Origin of the sequence: Ramlibacter sp. (assembly GCF_035706265.1) — a bacterium.
GTDB lineage: Bacteria > Pseudomonadota > Gammaproteobacteria > Burkholderiales > Burkholderiaceae_C > Ramlibacter.
On record NZ_DASSVG010000680.1, the window covers coordinates 1 to 16,128 of the forward strand.

General features: G+C 68.6%; 15 protein-coding genes. 2 read left to right on the top strand and 13 right to left on the bottom strand.

Going from position 1 to position 16,128, the window contains the following annotated elements:
* Positions 1-646 precede the first annotated feature (646 nt).
* The 4 genes from VFM98_RS24435 to VFM98_RS24450 form a co-directional block, all read right to left on the bottom strand.
* Positions 647-1,783 carry an IS110 family transposase gene (locus VFM98_RS24435; RefSeq protein ID WP_325112494.1) on the bottom strand — a complete coding sequence of 379 codons (1,137 nt, stop codon included), beginning with the start codon at positions 1,781-1,783 and terminating at the stop codon, positions 647-649.
* Between the two features lie 77 nt (positions 1,784-1,860).
* The gene (locus tag VFM98_RS24440; protein ID WP_414709081.1) at positions 1,861-4,926 is read right to left on the bottom strand and encodes a penicillin-binding protein 1A; all 3,066 of its coding nucleotides are present in this window, start codon (positions 4,924-4,926) and stop codon (positions 1,861-1,863) included.
* A gap of 176 nt (positions 4,927-5,102) precedes the next feature.
* On the bottom strand, positions 5,103-5,747 hold the full coding sequence (locus VFM98_RS24445) for a response regulator transcription factor (protein WP_325112495.1): 645 nt from the start codon (positions 5,745-5,747) through the stop codon (positions 5,103-5,105).
* Complete coding sequence (locus tag VFM98_RS24450; RefSeq protein ID WP_325112496.1) at positions 5,744-6,799, bottom strand: PAS domain-containing sensor histidine kinase; 1,056 nt, start codon at positions 6,797-6,799, stop codon at positions 5,744-5,746. The genes VFM98_RS24445 and VFM98_RS24450 overlap by 4 nt, the downstream gene beginning before the upstream one ends.
* A gap of 244 nt (positions 6,800-7,043) precedes the next feature.
* On the opposite strand from VFM98_RS24450, the gene VFM98_RS24455 reads away from it, so the two are divergent.
* A complete protein-coding gene (locus VFM98_RS24455) occupies positions 7,044-7,793 on the top strand; it encodes a hypothetical protein (RefSeq protein ID WP_325112497.1) in 750 nt (249 codons plus the stop codon).
* Here the strand turns inward: VFM98_RS24455 and VFM98_RS24460 are convergent.
* Complete coding sequence (locus VFM98_RS24460; RefSeq protein WP_325112498.1) at positions 7,762-9,870, bottom strand: putative bifunctional diguanylate cyclase/phosphodiesterase; 2,109 nt, start codon at positions 9,868-9,870, stop codon at positions 7,762-7,764. The genes VFM98_RS24455 and VFM98_RS24460 overlap by 32 nt on opposite strands.
* Before the next feature lie 150 nt (positions 9,871-10,020).
* Between VFM98_RS24460 and VFM98_RS24465 the strand changes: the two genes are divergently transcribed.
* The gene (locus VFM98_RS24465; RefSeq protein ID WP_325112499.1) at positions 10,021-10,401 is read left to right on the top strand and encodes a response regulator; all 381 of its coding nucleotides are present in this window, start codon (positions 10,021-10,023) and stop codon (positions 10,399-10,401) included.
* 92 nt (positions 10,402-10,493) lie between these two features.
* Here the strand turns inward: VFM98_RS24465 and VFM98_RS24470 are convergent, their stop codons facing one another.
* From VFM98_RS24470 to ccoS, 8 genes are all read right to left on the bottom strand, one after another.
* The gene (locus VFM98_RS24470) at positions 10,494-10,790 is read right to left on the bottom strand and encodes a hypothetical protein (protein WP_325112500.1); all 297 of its coding nucleotides are present in this window, start codon (positions 10,788-10,790) and stop codon (positions 10,494-10,496) included.
* 13 nt (positions 10,791-10,803) lie between these two features.
* Entirely contained in the window at positions 10,804-11,064 is a 261-nt protein-coding gene (locus VFM98_RS24475; protein ID WP_325112501.1) for a FixH family protein, read from the bottom strand.
* 20 nt (positions 11,065-11,084) lie between these two features.
* Positions 11,085-12,500: a cytochrome c oxidase accessory protein CcoG gene (ccoG, locus tag VFM98_RS24480; RefSeq protein WP_325112502.1), complete on the bottom strand. Its 1,416-nt coding sequence runs from the start codon at positions 12,498-12,500 to the stop codon at positions 11,085-11,087.
* A gap of 114 nt (positions 12,501-12,614) precedes the next feature.
* Positions 12,615-13,541, bottom strand: a complete 927-nt coding sequence (gene ccoP, locus VFM98_RS24485; RefSeq protein ID WP_325112503.1) for a cytochrome-c oxidase, cbb3-type subunit III — start codon at positions 13,539-13,541, stop codon at positions 12,615-12,617.
* A 12-nt stretch (positions 13,542-13,553) separates the two neighbouring features.
* Positions 13,554-13,691, bottom strand: a complete 138-nt coding sequence (locus VFM98_RS24490; RefSeq protein ID WP_325112504.1) for a cbb3-type cytochrome c oxidase subunit 3 — start codon at positions 13,689-13,691, stop codon at positions 13,554-13,556.
* 11 nt (positions 13,692-13,702) lie between these two features.
* Positions 13,703-14,332 carry a cytochrome-c oxidase, cbb3-type subunit II gene (gene ccoO / locus VFM98_RS24495; RefSeq protein WP_325112505.1) on the bottom strand — a complete coding sequence of 210 codons (630 nt, stop codon included), beginning with the start codon at positions 14,330-14,332 and terminating at the stop codon, positions 13,703-13,705.
* 18 nt (positions 14,333-14,350) lie between these two features.
* On the bottom strand, positions 14,351-15,787 hold the full coding sequence (gene ccoN / locus VFM98_RS24500) for a cytochrome-c oxidase, cbb3-type subunit I (RefSeq protein ID WP_325112506.1): 1,437 nt from the start codon (positions 15,785-15,787) through the stop codon (positions 14,351-14,353).
* Positions 15,788-15,880: 93 nt separating this feature from the next.
* Positions 15,881-16,018, bottom strand: a complete 138-nt coding sequence (gene ccoS / locus VFM98_RS24505; RefSeq protein WP_325112507.1) for a cbb3-type cytochrome oxidase assembly protein CcoS — start codon at positions 16,016-16,018, stop codon at positions 15,881-15,883.
* Positions 16,019-16,128: the final 110 nt, after the last annotated feature.

A 16,128-nucleotide genomic window follows, 5' to 3' on the forward strand; every position in this document is an offset into this window, starting at 1 on the left:
TAGGCTGGCGGTGGAGCGAAGCGAAAGCCCAGCGATGCGCGAAGCGCCGGGCGTCGGGCGGCCTTTGCGGCGCACGAAGCGCTGGGCTTCGGGCTGGCGCCGCTCAGCGCCAGCCTTCTATGACGCGTAGTTTGTCAAGCGTTCTGCCGGTTCATCCTTCTCTGTCGTTACGCGGCGCCTGGTGAATTTGGCCGGGTCAAGGGCGGGCGAAGCCCGGCTTGCGTACCCTTGACGCGGTCAAATTCACCTGCACGCTGTTGGCTCGGGTCAGGCCGCAAGCGCCTGGCCCCGAGCCCGTCCGGCGGCGAGGACTGCCCCGCCCACCGGGGGGCGGGGTTAGGGGTGGGGGGCTTGTCCACCTTTGTTGCTCCTGGTCTATTAGACATAACTCACCGTCTACCGCTGCAAGCTCTCGGTCCTCCTGTGCGTGGGCGCTCGTTACGCCTCACCACCTTCTATCCGTCGACGCCGCTGGCGTGCGACCTCATCCTGCATACGCGTATGCCTCAGGCGACCTCGATGCAACAAGCCCCATCTACAAAGGACGGCCGCATGTCATCAGGCGACCAGACTGGCGCGCGGGCTTGTTTACCTGCAACCTCTCTCATCTTCGATCAGCGTCCATCAACCTCCTGAAGCGAATTCGTCACGCCTTGTGCAGCGTCGCCCCGGCGGGCACGACACCATCGCGTAGGTACCGCCACAGCGCAATCGCCAATCGCCTGGCCACCGCCACGATGGCGATGCGTTTGCCGCGCTTGCCCGCACCGGACGTACGCCGAGCAAACCACTGCGAGATCTCACTGGCTGGCTGGTAGCGCAACCAGAACCAAGCCATCTCGATCAGCAGTGATCGCACCCGGCGATTGCCCTGCTTGCTGATGCCCTGATCGACATGGCTGTCGCCGCTGTCATACGGCTGCGGCACCAGACCGACGCAGGCTCCGACCTGTCTGCGATTGGCGAAATCGCGCCAGAACAGCTCCAGCACCAGCCGCGTTGCACCCACCCAGCCGATGCCATCCAGCCGATCCAGCGCGGCGATCTTGCTGCGCTGCTGCTCAGGCAGCTGTGGCAGCAGCGCCTTCTCCACTGCGCGGAGCTGCCGACGCGCCAGCTCCAGACGCTCGCATTCGCGCATCAGCCAGTCCCACAGCTCCTCCGGAAGAGGTCTCCCGTCGGCTTGCCGAATCTGCCCGGCCGTCAACCGCTGCGCGAACGACGCATCAACTCCCTGGCTGCAGCCATACAGGCGCAGCCGCTTGACGATGCGATCGACGTGCTGGTTGATTTCCTTTTGCAGCAAGCCACGCTCGCGCGTCATCAGGCGCTGGGCTTCAGCGGCTTCGCTGGGGATGTGCAGCACCCGAAGCTCGCCGCATTCGCCGCGCAGCCAGGCGCGCAGCACCTCCAGCAGCTTCAGCGCATCGAGCCGGTCGGTCTTGACGCGCCGCGCGTGTCGGGCCACCGGTACGCTCGCCGGGTCCACCACGATGACCTGCACGCCCTCGGCTTGAAGCGCCCGAGCAATCCAGAAGCCGTCCTGCCCGGCCTCGTAGATCAGCGCCACACGACAGCCCGCGGTCAAACCCCACTTGGCCTTGAACTCCGCCAAGCGCTGCACCAACTGCTGCAGACGATCCCACAAGTCCTGCGCATCCACGCTGAAGACGGTCGGATTGGCTCGGCTGGCGCTGCCCAGAGCCACTTTCCAGCGGCGTACGGCGAGCTCTAGCGAGACCTCCAGAGCGGGCTTACGATCAACACGTTGGGTCGGCTGCATACGTTTCTCCTCAACACGGTCGTGAGAACTCCATGTTTAGGACGAATCAGCAGCCGGCTCAACCCCCGTCATAGGATCTACGGGGCGCCGTCGATGATCGGGGCCGCGACGGGGGCCGGATCGCTGCTGCCGGAGTTGCCAGAGGCGCTGCTCTCGAAGCCGCGCAGGCTGGCCGATCCGCTGTCGCTGCTGCCGGGCGAGGTCGCGAGCGTGTCGGGGCGGCTGCGGCCTCCCAGCGTGGCGGTCGTGTCGGGGCGACTGCTGCCGCCCAGCGTGGCCGTGTCGTCCGGGCGCGTGCTGCTGTCGAAACTCGCGGCCGGATTGCCGGTGCTGCTGCGGCGCTCGACGTTGGACGAAGGCGCGCGGGTGGAACTGCTGCGGTCCTCGAAATTCGCCCCGGGCTCGCGCACGCCGACGCTGCGGTCCTCCAGGATCGCCGCCGGATCGCGGGTGCGGCCGGTGGCGCTGCCGCCGGCGCGCGGGCGGTCGCCGCGGTTGCCCATGGCATTGGTGCCGGCGTCCACGCCGGGCAGCGTGCGGGCGCTCTCCGCGGGCTCGCGGCCCACGCCCGCCGACAGGTCCGGCTCCGTCGATCCGTAGCGCGGCGGCTCGGGCGGGCCGTAGCGCGGCGGCTCCGGCGTGCGATAGACTTGGGTCCCCGGAATGGTCTCGGCCGGCCGCGCGGGCGCGGGCTGTTCCAGCGGGCGCGGGAAGGACGGGATGCGCTGCGGCCGGTTGTCGACGATCACGGGGGCGTCCGGGCTGACGGCGGGCCCCGGGGTCGACGCCGGCTCGGAAGGCAGCGCGAGCTCGGGCGCGGGGGCCGGGAAGGGCAAGGCCTCCGGCGGCGGCACCGCCGTCACCGACTGCGGCGGCGGCTCGAGCACCGGCGGCTCCAGGTTCACCGGCGGCAGGGCCGCGACCTCGGGCTCCTGCTCGGGCTCGGCCGGGATGTTGAAGACGCTGTTCCACCAGTCGCCCATGCGATCGAGCAGCGGCTTCTCCTGGTCCTTCATGCGCGGCGCGGCGAAGGCCGCCTTGCCGTCGATCAGGCCGGCCTTCTCGGCCTGCTGCACCATGTCGCCCACCACCAGCAGGGCGTTGTGCCCGCCCTGCCCCCAGTAGGAGCTGCGCATGGTGACCCGGGCGTCGTTGAAGCCGACCCAGGCGCCCGCGACCAGCTGCGGATGCATCAGGATGAACCAGCCGTCGGTGTTGTCCTGGGTGGTGCCGGTCTTGCCGGCGAGGTCGCCGCGCAGGTCGAAGCGCGTGCGCAGGCCGGCGGCGGTGCCGTAGTCGATCACGCCGCGCATCACGTCCAGCAGCGTCTGCGCGGCCTGGTTCTGCAGCGCCGGCTCGGGGCTGGAGGGTGCGAAGCTTTCCAGCACGTTGTGCTGGCGGTCCTCCACCGCCGTCACGATCTGCGGCTCGATGTAGCTGCCGCCGTTGGCGATGGTGCCGAAGGCCGTGACCATCTCCTTGAGCGTGACCGGGCTGGTGCCCAGGGCCAGCGAGGGCACCTCGTCCAGCTTGCTCTGGCGCACCCCCATGGCACGCGCCAGGCTGGCGACGCGCGAGGGGCCGACCTGCTGCATCAGCTGCGCGGTGATGGTATTTTTCGACCGGGCCAGGCCGTCGCGCAGCGTCATCGGCTGCCCGGTCGGCGCGCCGTCCACGTCGCCGGGGCCCCAGAACTTGTTGCGGTCGATCTGGATCTCCACCGATTGGTCCAGCAGCGTCTCGTTCGGCTGGTGGCCCATCTCGAAGGCGGCGCCGTAGACGAAGGGCTTGAAGGTGGAGCCGGCCTGGCGCCTGGCCTGGTAGACGTGGTCGAACTTGTCGTGCTCCCAGTCGCGGCTGCCCACCCACGCCTTCACGGCGCCGGTCTGCGGGTCCAGCGCCAGGAAGCCGGCCTGCAGCATCGTCTTCTCCTTGCGCAGCGCCCGCATGAATTCGGCGTTGGCGCGCAGGTCCTTGATCGCCTGCTCCTCGCTCTGGCCCTGCTCGCGCGCCGCCTTGTACTCCTCCGAGTCCTTGATCCAGGCCGTCACCAGCTTGGGGTTGCTGTTCCAGAAGTACTCGAAAGACGCGTACTTGCCGTGCGCGGCGGCGTAGTTCTTCGGGTCGCTGCCCAGCGCCACCAGGCTGCTGCGGCTCCATTCCACGTCGGCCACCGCCTGCAGCGCCGCGGTCTGGCGCTCCACCGCCTTGGTGGCCATCTGCTGCAGGCGCGAATCGATGGTGGTGCGCACGACCAGCCCGTCGGCGTAGATGTTGTAGTCGTGCTGGTCGGCCCACTCCACCAGCCACTGGCGCAGGTAGCGCGCCAGGTGCGGCGCCGCGTTGTCCAGCTCCGGCACGCGCTCGAAATCGAGCTTCATGGGCTGCGTCTTGAGGCGCTCGTAGCGCGCTTCGTCGAGCTTGCCCTCCTTGACCATCATGGCCAGCACCGTGTTGCGGCGCTGCAGGGCCCGCTCCGGGTTCATCACGGGGTTGTAGTAGGCCGTGCCCTTGAGCATGCCGATCAGGGTGGCCGCCTCCAGCTCGTTCAGGTCCTTGGCGGACTTGTCGAAGTAGGTCCGCGCGGCCATCTCGATGCCCCACGCGTTGTAGAGGAAGGAGACCGAGTTGAGGTAGGTCTCCAGGATCTCGTCCTTGCTGTAGACCGCCTCGATCTTCAGCGCCGTGATCGCCTCCTTGATCTTGCGCGTGATGGTCTGCTCGCGCCCGATGTCCTCCGGGTACAGGTTGCGCGCGAGCTGCTGCGTGAGGGTGGAGCCGCCTTCGACGTCGCCCTTGAGCGTGTTGACCACCGCCTTGGCCGTGCGCGCGACGTCGATGCCGTGGTGCTCGTAGAAGCGCTTGTCCTCGGTGGCGAGCAGCGCCGCGGTGACCTTGGGCGAGATGTCGGAGAGCTTGACCCAGTCGCGGTTGGCGCGCTTGAAGACCGCGAGTTCCTTGCCGTCGGCCGAGAGCACCACGGAAGGCTGCTCCTGCTTGGCCTTCTTGATGTCGCCGATGCTGGGCGTGAACGGGATCAGCGCGATCGTGTAGACGACCAGCGCCAGCGGGATCGCCATCAGCGCGCGCCAGGGGTGGCGCCGGACCGCCCCCCAGACGCCGCCCGACCCCGCATTGTCCAAGGCTCCCTCTTTCGCTCTCTTCATGATGCGTGTGTTCCTGGTGATCCAGGAATTAGGGCGGCTGGACGTTGGCCCGACTGTAGGACGGCTGCGCGTGGCAGGGGCGCGTTTGCCGCGCACGCATGACCTATCGGGGATGACGGTGCGGAGGCGAGCGGATCGCGCTCACCCCGCGATCACGAAAGCGGATCCGTCAGTCCGTGCTTGAGGGCATAGCGCACCAGCTCGGTCTGGTTGCTCAGACCGAGCTTCTGCATCAGGTTCGCCTTGTGCGTGCTCACGGTCTTGACCGAGAGGTTCAGCTTGGCCGCGATGTCCGACACCGCTTCGCCGGCCACCAGCAGGCGGAACACCTCGAACTCGCGGTCCGACAGGCTTTCGTGCGGCAGGGTGTCGCCGCCCGGCATGGCGCCGAGCGCGAGCTGCTCCGCCACTTCGGCGCTGATGTAGGCGCCGCCGCCGGCGATCTTGCGGATCGCCTGTTCCAGCTGCGCCGGCGCGCTTTCCTTGGTGAGATAGCCGCTGGCGCCCGACTTGATGGCCCGCACGGCGTACTGCGTCTCCTGGTGCATGCTCAGCACCAGGATGCGCAGCTTGGGCTTCTCGGACTTCACCAGCTTGATCAGCTCCATGCCGCTGCGCCCCGGCATCGACAGGTCCAGCACCAGCACGTCGAACTCGAGCTCGCGCACCGCCTTCATCACCTCGGTGCCGTCGGCCGCCTCGCCTTCGACCTTCAGGTCCGCGGCGTCGCCGACGATGCGCTTGAGTCCTTCGCGCACGATCGCATGGTCGTCCGCAATCACGATCCGGATGGTCATGCTTCGACCCCGAGCATGGGAATCTTCGCCTCCACCCGCGTGCCCGCGCCGGGGCTGCTGTCCACCCGCAGCTCGCCGCGCATCAGCTGGGCGCGCTCGCGCAGGCCCACCAGGCCCAGCGACTGGGGCTTGCGCGGCTGCGAGGGCCGGAAACCGATGCCGTCGTCCTGCACCCGCAGCAGCAGGTAATCGCCCTGCTCCTTCAATTCGACCTCCACGTGCCGGGCTTCGGCGTGCTTGGCCACGTTCTGCAGCGACTCCTGCACGATGCGGAAGACGCCGGTGGCGAAGGGCTCCTCGAGCTCCAGCGCCTCGTCGACGATCAGCTCGCAGGGCACGCCGGTGCGCTGGTTGAAATTCTGCACCACCCATTCGAGGGCGGGCACCAGGCCCAGGTCGTCCAGCACCAGCGGCCGCAGGTCGGCGGCGATGCGCCGCACCGAGGCGACGCAGGTGTCCAGCATGGTGAGCATGGTGGCGATCTTGGCCTGCGCCTCGGTGTCGTCCGGCACGTGGTCGCGCAGCCAGATCGCGTCCATCTTGGCCGCCGTGAGCGACTGGGCGAGCTCGTCGTGCAGCTCGCGGGCGATGCGCGACTTCTCCTGCTCGCGCACGCCGGCCGACTCGGAGGCGAAGGCGGCCAGCTCCTCGCGGGCCCGCTCGCGCTCGGTGATGTCGCGCAGGATCACCGTGTACAGCTTGCCTTCGGGCGTGTTGAGCTGCGAGATCGAGGCGTCGATCGGGAACTCGTCGCCGTTCTTGCGGCGCGCGTACAGCACCGTGTTGTCGCCCATCCGGCGCGAGGTGGTGCCGGTGGCGCCGAAGCGGCGCACCTGCTGCGCGTGCAGGCGGTGGAAGCGGCTGGGGATGAGCAGCTCCAGCGACTGCCCGAGCGCCTCCTGCGCGCTCCAGCCGAAGGTCTTCTCGGCCGCCTTGTTGTAGAGGACGATCTTCTGCGAGTCGTCGCAGCTGACGATCGCGTCCATGGCCGATTCGAGCAGCCCTGCCAGCCGCTGGGCAGCATTGGCGTCGGAAAGAAGCGTGGAGGTCACTGCGGCTCACCTGTCATGACAGCCAAATTACAGCACAACCTGGGCCAGCGCAGCGCAGCTCTTCGGGCGGCGGCTTCCGCGCCGCTCCGCGTGCCTCTTTTCACCCGGTCCAGTTGCTTCGCACGCGTGCCTGGCAGCCTCCCGCTCTGGTCCTACAAGCCCGCTCGCGCGGCCCTGACAGAGGCCGCGGAACCCGCGTCCCAGACTGGCTCCGGAACCTGGACCTTTCTCCCTTGCGATTGCAATGGCGTCCCTCGAAGACCCCGTCACCTCCAGCCGCGAAGCGGCGCCGGCGCCCGCCCGCGACGCCTCGCCGCAGCGCCTGCGCAGCCTCGCGCGGGCGGCGCAGCACGACATCCTGCGGCGGCTGGCGCCGCCGCTGCGCCACGACATGGTGGTGCACCTGCAGTCGCTCGGGATGATGGCCGAGGCGCTGGGCGCGCGCGTGGACCGCGGCGCCGTGGCGCGCGAAGACCTGCAGTCCTCCGTCTCCAAGCTCAACCGGCTGGCGCGCCAGGCGGTCACCCGCTGCCTGGAGGTGTGCACCTGGATGGAGCCGGGCGAGGACGACAGCACCGCGCTGCGCGAAGGCGTGGCCGAAGTGGTGCGGCTGCTTTCCACCAGCCTCAACTTCCGCGGCTTCGACGTGCGCAGCGAGCTGCCCGAAGGAGAATTCGAGGTGTCGCGCAACGCCCTGCGCTACCTGCTGTCCGCCGCCACCCTGTCGCTGGCGGACGCCGCTCCGGGCCCGGGCGAGATCGCGATCCGGGCCGAGGCGTCCTCCTCGCACGCCGTGCTCTCGGTCGAATACCAGCCGCAGCCGGAAGGGGCTTTCACCCAGCTGCACGAAGCCGGCGACGCACCGCTCGCCTGGCCGGAAGTGCAGGCCCTCGCCACGCTGCACGGCGTGGAATTGCGGCGCCAGGGAGAGACGATCCTCCTGCGGCTGCCGCGCGCGGTGGTCACGTCACCGTTGAAGATGGTACCGGTGTGAGGCCGGCGGCGCCCTCGCGGGCGGCCATGAAGGCCTCCAGCTGCTCGAGCGGCAGCGGCCGGCAGAACAGGTAGCCCTGGTAGCGGTGGCAGCCCTGCAGCGCCAGGAACTCCCGCTGCGCCTCGGTTTCCACCCCTTCGGCGATCACCTCCAGCCCGAGGCTGCGGCACAGGCCGATGATGGTGCCGGCGATGGCCGCGTCGTTGCCGTCGGTGAGGATGTCGCGGATGAAGCTGCGGTCGATCTTCAGTTCGTCGATCGGCAGCCGCTTCAGGTAGGCGAGCGAGGAATAGCCGGTGCCGAAGTCGTCCACCGACAGCCGCACCCCCATCTCCTTCAGGTTGCGCATCCGGGCGATCGCCGCATCGACGTTGTCTGCCAGCAGGCTCTCGGTGAGCTCCAGCTTCAGCTTGCCGGGCGGCACGCCGAAGCGGCGCACGCAGCGCATCACCTCGTCGATGAAGTCAGGATGCCGGAACTGGCGCACGCTCACGTTCACGGCGATGCTCAGGTGGGCGCGCTCCGGCCGGCGCGCCCACAGCGCCAGCTGCGCGCAGGCCGCCTCCAGCACCCAGAGGCCGATCGGCAGGATCAGCGAGGTCTCTTCGGCGGTGGGGATGAACTGGTCCGGCGCCACCAGGCCGCGGCGGGGATGCTGCCAGCGCAGCAGCGCCTCGACGCCGCTCATGCGGCCGTCCAGGCCCACCTGCGGCTGGTATTCGATCTGCAGGCGGTTGTCGCGCCAGGCGGCGCGCAGGTCCGCCGCCAGCGCGGCGTTCTCGCTCGCCACGGCCTGCATCTCCGGATCGAAGAAGCGCACTGCGTTGCGCCCCGCAGCCTTGGCCTGGTACATCGCGAGGTCGGCCTGCTTCAGCAGCTCGCTCACCGGCGCGCGGGCCTTGCCGAACAGCGTCACGCCGATGCTGCAGGTGGCGTGGTGCAGGTAGCCGGGCAGCACATAGGGCTCGCCGAGGGCGGAGAGGATGCGCCGGCTCACCGCCTGGGCAGCCGTGAGCGCATCGAGCGGCTTCTCCGGCGTGTTCTCCACCAGCACCACGAACTCGTCGCCCCCGAGCCGCGCCACCAGGTCCCCGTGCGCCACGCAGTGGCGCAGGCGCCGCGCCACCTGCTGCAGCAGCAGGTCGCCCTTCTGGTGGCCCAGCGTGTCGTTCAGCACCTTGAAGTTGTCGAGGTCGATGAACATCAGCGCGCCGTCGCGGCCCGGCCCCTCCCCGCCCACGGCCTCTTCCAGCCACTGCAGCAGCAGCTGGCGGTTCGGCAGTTGCGTGAGCGGGTCGTAGAAGGCCAGGTACTGGATCTTCTCCTCGTCGCGCTTGCGCTCGGTGATGTCGCGCCCCACCGCCACCCAGTGCGTGAGGCGGCGCGCCTCGTCCCACACGGGCGAGACGTCGAGGTCCACCCAGTAGGGCTCGCCGTCCTTGGTGTAGTTGACCAGGTCCACCCGCACCCGCTCCCACTGCTCCAATGCGGCGCGGATGCGATCGAGCTGGGCGCGTTCGGTCTGCGGCCCCTGCAGGATGCGCGGCGACTGGCCCACCACCTCCGCGCGGCTGTAGCCCGTGCGGCGCTCGAAGGCCTCGTTGACGAACACGATCCGCGGGCCGGGGGCGCGGAAGGGCGCGGCCTCCGTGATGATCACCAGGTCGTTCAGGCGGGCGATGCTGCCTTCCAGCAGCATCAGGTGCTGCTGCGCGCGCCGGCGCGCGGACACGTCGCGCAGGTGCAGCGCCAGCCCGGCGCCGAAGGGAAAGCCGCGCAGCTCCAGCCAGCGGGCCGCCTGCGCGTCGAGCTCCTCCAGCTCGATCGGCTGGCAATGCTCCAGCGCGTGCAGGAAGCGCTCCTCCAGGCCCAGCCGGGCGCGCTTCTGGAAGAGGTTCCAGATCCTGCGGCCCGCCAGCGCTTCGGCGCCCGCGCCGAGCAGCTGCGCGGCCTGCGCGTTGGCGTAGCTGATGCCGCCGCGGCGGTCGACCATGGCGAACGCCTCGCGGCCGCCGAAGACCGTGCGCTCCACCAGCTCCAGCAACTCTCCTGCGTTGTGCGCGATGACCGGTTCCATGGCATTCCCTGCCGGTCCATCTTACGGGCGCCCTGCGAGGCCCGGGTCGGGCCGTAGGCTCGCTCCTACATGCAAACGGGGGCGGCTCCGAGCGGGGCCCGTGGCTGAGCGGATAGAGTGGCTTACGTCTTGACACCCTCGCCTGCCACCGTGCCGCTCGCCGTTTTCCTCGTGGAGGACAACGCGGAAATCCACGAGAACCTCGTGGGCGCGCTGGAGGAACTCACCGCCGTCAAGGTGGTCGGCGGCGCCGCCACCGAGGAAGCCGCGCTGGCGTGGCTCGCCGAGCACGCCGACTGGGACATGCTGATCGTGGACCTGTTCCTCAAGGGCGGCAGCGGCATGCGGCTGGTGCAGCACCTGCAGCGCACGCGGCCCTGGCAGAAGGTCGTCGTCTTCAGCAACTACGTGAACGCCAGCGTGCGCAAGCGCTGCGCGCAACTGGGCGTGGATGCCGTGTTCGACAAGTCGACCGAGATCGACGCGCTGATGGACTACTGCACGCAGCAGTCCGGGCGGGCGTGCGTGTGAAGGGGGCCGCAGCGCTGGGGTTCCTCGCGCGCTGCGCGCGCCGTCACCGCCAGCCTACGAGGACAGCGCGCGGGCCACGATAGCGGCGCGCGTTACGACGGCAGCGCGCCGCCTTCGCCGGGGCAGCCGGGCGGGCGCTGCGTGACGGGATAGGGGCAGCGGTTGATCTCGGCCGGCTCCTTGCGCAGCAGCGTGGTCATGGCGCAGGCGCCCATGCTCACGACCCAGAAGGCGAAGAACGCGAGCGTGTAGACCGCGTTGCGCGACCAGCCCAGGGTGTGCCCGGACCATTGCAGCTCCAGCGGATCGACCAGCGCGAACACCATCAGTTCCAGCACGCAGGCGGCCAGGAAGGCCGGCCAGACGATCCACAGCAGGCGGGTGGCCATGGCGGGCGCCGCTTCAGGGATGGGCCGGGGTGGCGGCGTGGTTGCGGCCCTGCAGCGCCGGCAGGTTCGCCTTGTCGCGCGCGGCCAGCGTGCGGTTGATCTCGATGCCGCGCCGGTAGTAATCGGCCTCCACCACCGGGTCGGGGCTCTTCAGCGCGATCCAGGCGGTGGCGAAGCCCGCGACGACGACGGTGGCGGGGCCCGCGACCAGCAGCCACACGTGGCCGTGCTTCCACCAGGGGCCGCTGTCCTGCAGCTTGGGATCGTTGCTCATGGAGACTGCCTTTCCAGCGTTCAACGGGGGACCAGGAAGACCGACTTCTCGCGCACGTGGGCATCGGTGCCGTTGTCGATCTCGAACACGATGGGATGCGAGCCGGCCGCGGCCGAGCCGTACGGGATCTGCAGCCGCACGGCCACCCAGCGCGATTCCGCCGGGCCGACCTCGAACTCGCGCTCGGAGGCGAGCGCCAGGCCCGGCAGGCCGGTGGCGTCGAGGCGGTAGCGCTGCTTCTCCTCGCTCGCGTTCATGATCTGCAGCCGGTACACGTTCTCCAGCATGCCGCCGGCGACGATGCGCGACAGCGCCGCGCGGTCGCGCACCACGTCCACCTTCAGCGGCGTGCGCAGCGCCAGGCTCGTCATCACGGCGATCGTCAGCACCAGCAGGATGGTGGCGTACACCAGCACGCGCGGACGCAGCACCCGGTGCAGGATCTCGTCGCGCCCGCCGCCCGAGGCCATCGCGTTCTGGGTGGAGAACCGGATCAGGCCGCGCGCATAGTTCATCTTGTCCATCACCGTGTCGCAGGCGTCGATGCAGGCGCCGCAGCCGATGCACTCGTACTGCAGGCCGTTGCGGATGTCGATGCCGGTGGGACAGACCTGCACGCACATCGTGCAGTCGACGCAGGAGCCGAGGTTCAGCGCCTTGGGGTCGGCCTTGCGCCCGCGCGAGCCGCGCGGCTCGCCGCGGCCCGTGTCGTAGCTCACGATCAGCGTGTCGCGGTCGAACATCGCGCTCTGGAAGCGCGCGTACGGGCACATGTACTTGCACACCTGCTCGCGCATGAAGCCGGCGTTGCCGTAGGTCGCGAAGCCGTAGAAGAAGACCCAGAAGATCTCCCACGAGCCCATGCGGCCCTGCAGGACTTCCGAGCCCAGGTGCGAGATCGGCGTGAAGTAGCCGACGAAGGTGAAGCCGGTCCACAGCGCCACCGCGCCCCACAGCAGGTGCTTCAGGCCCTTGCGGGAGAACTTGTGCAGGTCCATGCGGCGGGCGTCGAGCCGCATGCGGGCGCCGCGGTCGCCCTCCACCTTGCGCTCGATCCACAGGAAGATCTCGGTGTAGACCGTCTGCGGGCAGGAGAAGCCGCACCACAGCCGCCCGGCGACCGCGGTGAAGAGGAACAGCGACAGCGCGCTGATCACCAGCAGGCCGGTGAGGTAGATGAAGTCCTGCGGGTAGAGGACGAAGCCGAAGATGTAGAAGCGCCGCGCGCCGAGGTCGAACAGCACCGCCTGGCGCTCGCCCCACTGCAGCCAGGGCAGGCCGTAGAAGACGATCTGCGTCAGCCACACGAAGGCCCAGCGCCAGCGCTGGAAAAGGCCGGTCACCGTGCGCGGGTAGACCTTGCGTTCCGACGCATAGAGCCCCTGCGAACCGCCGGCCGCGCCGCCTTCCACCGGGGTGATCGGGATGACTTTCATGGCTTTCGATGATGCGCGGCGCCTCGGCAACCCCGCTTGAGTTTGATCAAACGCAAAGAAAAAGGGGCCCGGCAGGACCCCGAAGGACTTCTTGACAGAAAAACGAAACCTTTCTTACTGCGTGGCGACGGTGGCCGCCCCGCCCTTGTGCGACAGGCCCCAGACGTAGGCGGCCAGCACGTGGATCTGCGCCTCGGTCAGCTTGCCCTCCTGGGCCGGCATCTGGTTGGTCTTGCCGCCGTTGACCATGGCGACGATCGCCTGCTCCCCCCAGCCGTGCAGCCAGGTGTCGTCCGTGAGGTTGGGCGCGCCGACCGCCTGGTTGCCCTTGCCGTCGGGGCCATGGCAGGCGCCGCAGGCCGCGAACTTGGACTTGCCCAGTTGCGCGCGCAGGGAGTCGTGCGGTGCGTTGGACAGGCTCAGGACGTAATGGGCGACGTTCTTCACCTCGTCGGGGGTGCCGACGGCCGCGGCCATCGGCGGCATCATGCCGATGCGGCCCTTGGTGATGGTCTCCTTGATCTTCTCCGGCGAGCCGCCGTGCAGCCAGTCGCTGTCGGCCAGGTTGGGGAAGCCCTTGCTGCCGCGGGCGTCGGAGCCGTGGCACTGGGCGCAGTTGTTCATGAACAGGCGCTCGCCCACGGCCATCGCGTTGGGGTCGCCGGCCAGCTGCTCCACCGGCTTGGCGGCGAACTGCGCGTACAGCGGCTCGAGCTCCTTGCGGGCCGCCTCCACTTCCTTCTGGTACTCGTCGACCTGGGTCCACTTCAGGTTGCCCTGGTAGGAGCCCAGGCCCGGGTAGGCCACCAGGTACAGCAGGGCGAAGACGATGGTGATGATGAACAGGCCCACCCACCACACGGGCAGCGGGTTGTTCATCTCGGTCAGGTTCTCGTCCCAGACGTGGCCGGTGGTGTTGTCGCCGCTGGCTTCCACCTTCTTGCGGGAGGTGAGCCACAGCAGCAGCAGGCAGCCCAGGATGCCCGCCAGCGTGATGCCGGCGACGTAGACGGACCAGAAGCCGCTCGTGAAATCGCTCATGGTCTAGTGCTCTCAGTCTTGCAGGAAGGGAATGCGGCCGGCTTCCTCGAAGCTGGCGCGGTTGCGGCGGGACCAGGCCCAGCGGACGATGCCGATGAACGCCGCGAAGGAAGCCACCGTGGCGATCTCGCGCAGGATGTTGATGTCCATGGGGTGCCTCCTTACTTCAACGCCCGGCCGAGGGACTGCAGGTAGGCCACGACGGCGTCCATCTCGGTCTTGCCCTTGAGTTCCTCGGGCGCCTTGGCGATCTCCTCGTCGGTGTAGGGCACGCCGGCGACGCGCAGCGCCTTCATGTGGGCGGAGATGCTGGACGCGTCGGCGGCGTTCTTCTCCAGCCACGCATAGGCGGGCATGTTGGACTCGGGCACCACGTCGCGCGGGTTGTTCAGGTGGATGCGGTGCCACTCGTCGGAGTACTTGCCGCCCACGCGGTGCAGGTCGGGCCCGGTGCGCTTGGAGCCCCACTGGAAGGGGTGGTCCCACACGAACTCGCCGGCCACCGAGTAGTGGCCGTAGCGCAGCGTCTCGGCGCGGAAGGGGCGGATCATCTGCGAGTGGCAGTTGTAGCAGCCCTCGCGCAGGTAGATGTCGCGCCCGGCGACCTGCAGCGCGGTGTAGGGCTTCAGGCCCGTCACCGGCTCGGTGGTGGACTTCTGGAAGAACAGCGGCACGATCTCCACCAGGCCGCCGAAGGCGACCACGATGAGGATCAGCACGATCATCAGGAAGTTGTTGGTCTCGACCTTCTCGTGCGAGAAGCCGGTGCTGGCGGTGGCGTTGTCGCTCATGGTTGTCGACTCTCTCTATCAGGCGTGGGCGGCGACGGCCGGGATGTGGGCGCGGACGGCGCGGCCGTTGGCCACGGTCATCCAGGTGTTCCAGGCCATGACCACCATGCCGCCCAGGTACAGCAGGCCGCCCAGGACGCGGATCATGTAGAAGGGATAGGTCGCCTTGACGCCTTCGACGAAGGTGTAGGTGAGCGTGCCGTCGGTGTTGACCGCGCGCCACATCAGGCCCTGCATCACGCCGGCGATCCACATCGCCGCGATGTACAGCACGATGCCGATGGTGGCCGTCCAGAAGTGCAGCTCGATCGCCTTGACGGAGTACATCCGCTTCTGGCCGAACAGGCGCGGGATCAGGTAGTACAGCGAGCCCATGGAGATCAGGCCCACCCAGCCCAGGGCGCCGGAGTGCACGTGGCCGACCGTCCAGTCGGTGTAGTGCGACAGCGCGTTGACCGTCTTGATGGACATCATCGGGCCCTCGAACGTGCTCATGCCGTAGAAGGACAGCGACACGATCAGGAAGCGCAGCACCGGGTCGTCGCGCAGCTTGTGCCAGGCGCCCGAGAGGGTCATGATGCCGTTGATCATGCCGCCCCAGCTGGGCGCCAGCAGGATCAGCGAGAACACCATGCCGACCGATTGCGTCCAGTCCGGCAGCGCGGTGTAGTGCAGGTGGTGCGGGCCCGCCCACATGTAGGTGAAGATCAGGGCCCAGAAGTGGACGATCGAGAGCCGGTAGCTGTAGACCGGGCGCTCGGCCTGCTTCGGGATGAAGTAGTACATCATCCCCAGGAAGCCCGCGGTCAGGAAGAAGCCCACCGCGTTATGGCCGTACCACCACTGCACCATCGCGTCCTGCACGCCGGCGTAGGCGGAATAGGACTTCATGAAACCCGCCGGGATCGCGGCGCTGTTCACCAGGTGCAGCAGTGCCACGGCCAGGATGAAGCCGCCGTAGAACCAGTTGGCCACGTAGATGTGCTTCACCTTGCGGATGCCGATGGTGCCGAAGAACACGATCGCGTAGGCCACCCAGACGGCGGTGATCAGGATGTCGATCGGCCACTCGAGTTCGGCGTATTCCTTGCCGGAGGTGTAGCCCAGGGGCAGGCTGATCGCCGCCGCCACGATCACGGCCTGCCAGCCCCAGAAGGTGAACGAGGCCAGCCTGGGCATGAACAGGGCCACCTGCGAGGTGCGCTGCACCACGTAGTAGCTGGTGCCGATCAGCGCGCAGCCGCCGAACGCGAAGATCACCGCGTTGGTGTGCAGCGGACGCAGCCGCCCGTAGGAAAGCCAGGGGATGCCGAAATTCAGCTCCGGCCAGGCCAGCTGGGCCGCGATGAACACGCCGACTAGCATGCCCACTACCCCCCAGACCACGGCCATCAGCGAGAACTGCCGGACGACTGTGTCGTTATAAGTGGCAGCGTTGACGGTTGATACGTTCATGAAGCACCTTTTTTGGGATGCCTCAAAGTGTCTGGTCCGGGAAAACCCGAGCATTTGATGAAAATCAAGCTCGGGGGGTTTTCTTGATTGAAGTCAATCTTCCCGGAGGATGCGCTCGCCCTCGGCCTCGATGCCGTCGAACTGCCCGCGCCACACGGCCCACGCCAGCGCGCCCAGGATCGCGAAGGCGAGGACGACGGAGAGGGGGATGAGAACGAAGAGGATGTCCATGTTCGTTGGGCGTTGGGCGTTGGGCGTTGGGCGTTGGGCGCGTCAGGCGGGCGTGGGGGCCGGAGGTTCACGCTCAACGCCCAACGCCGAACGACCAACCGCAAGCCGCG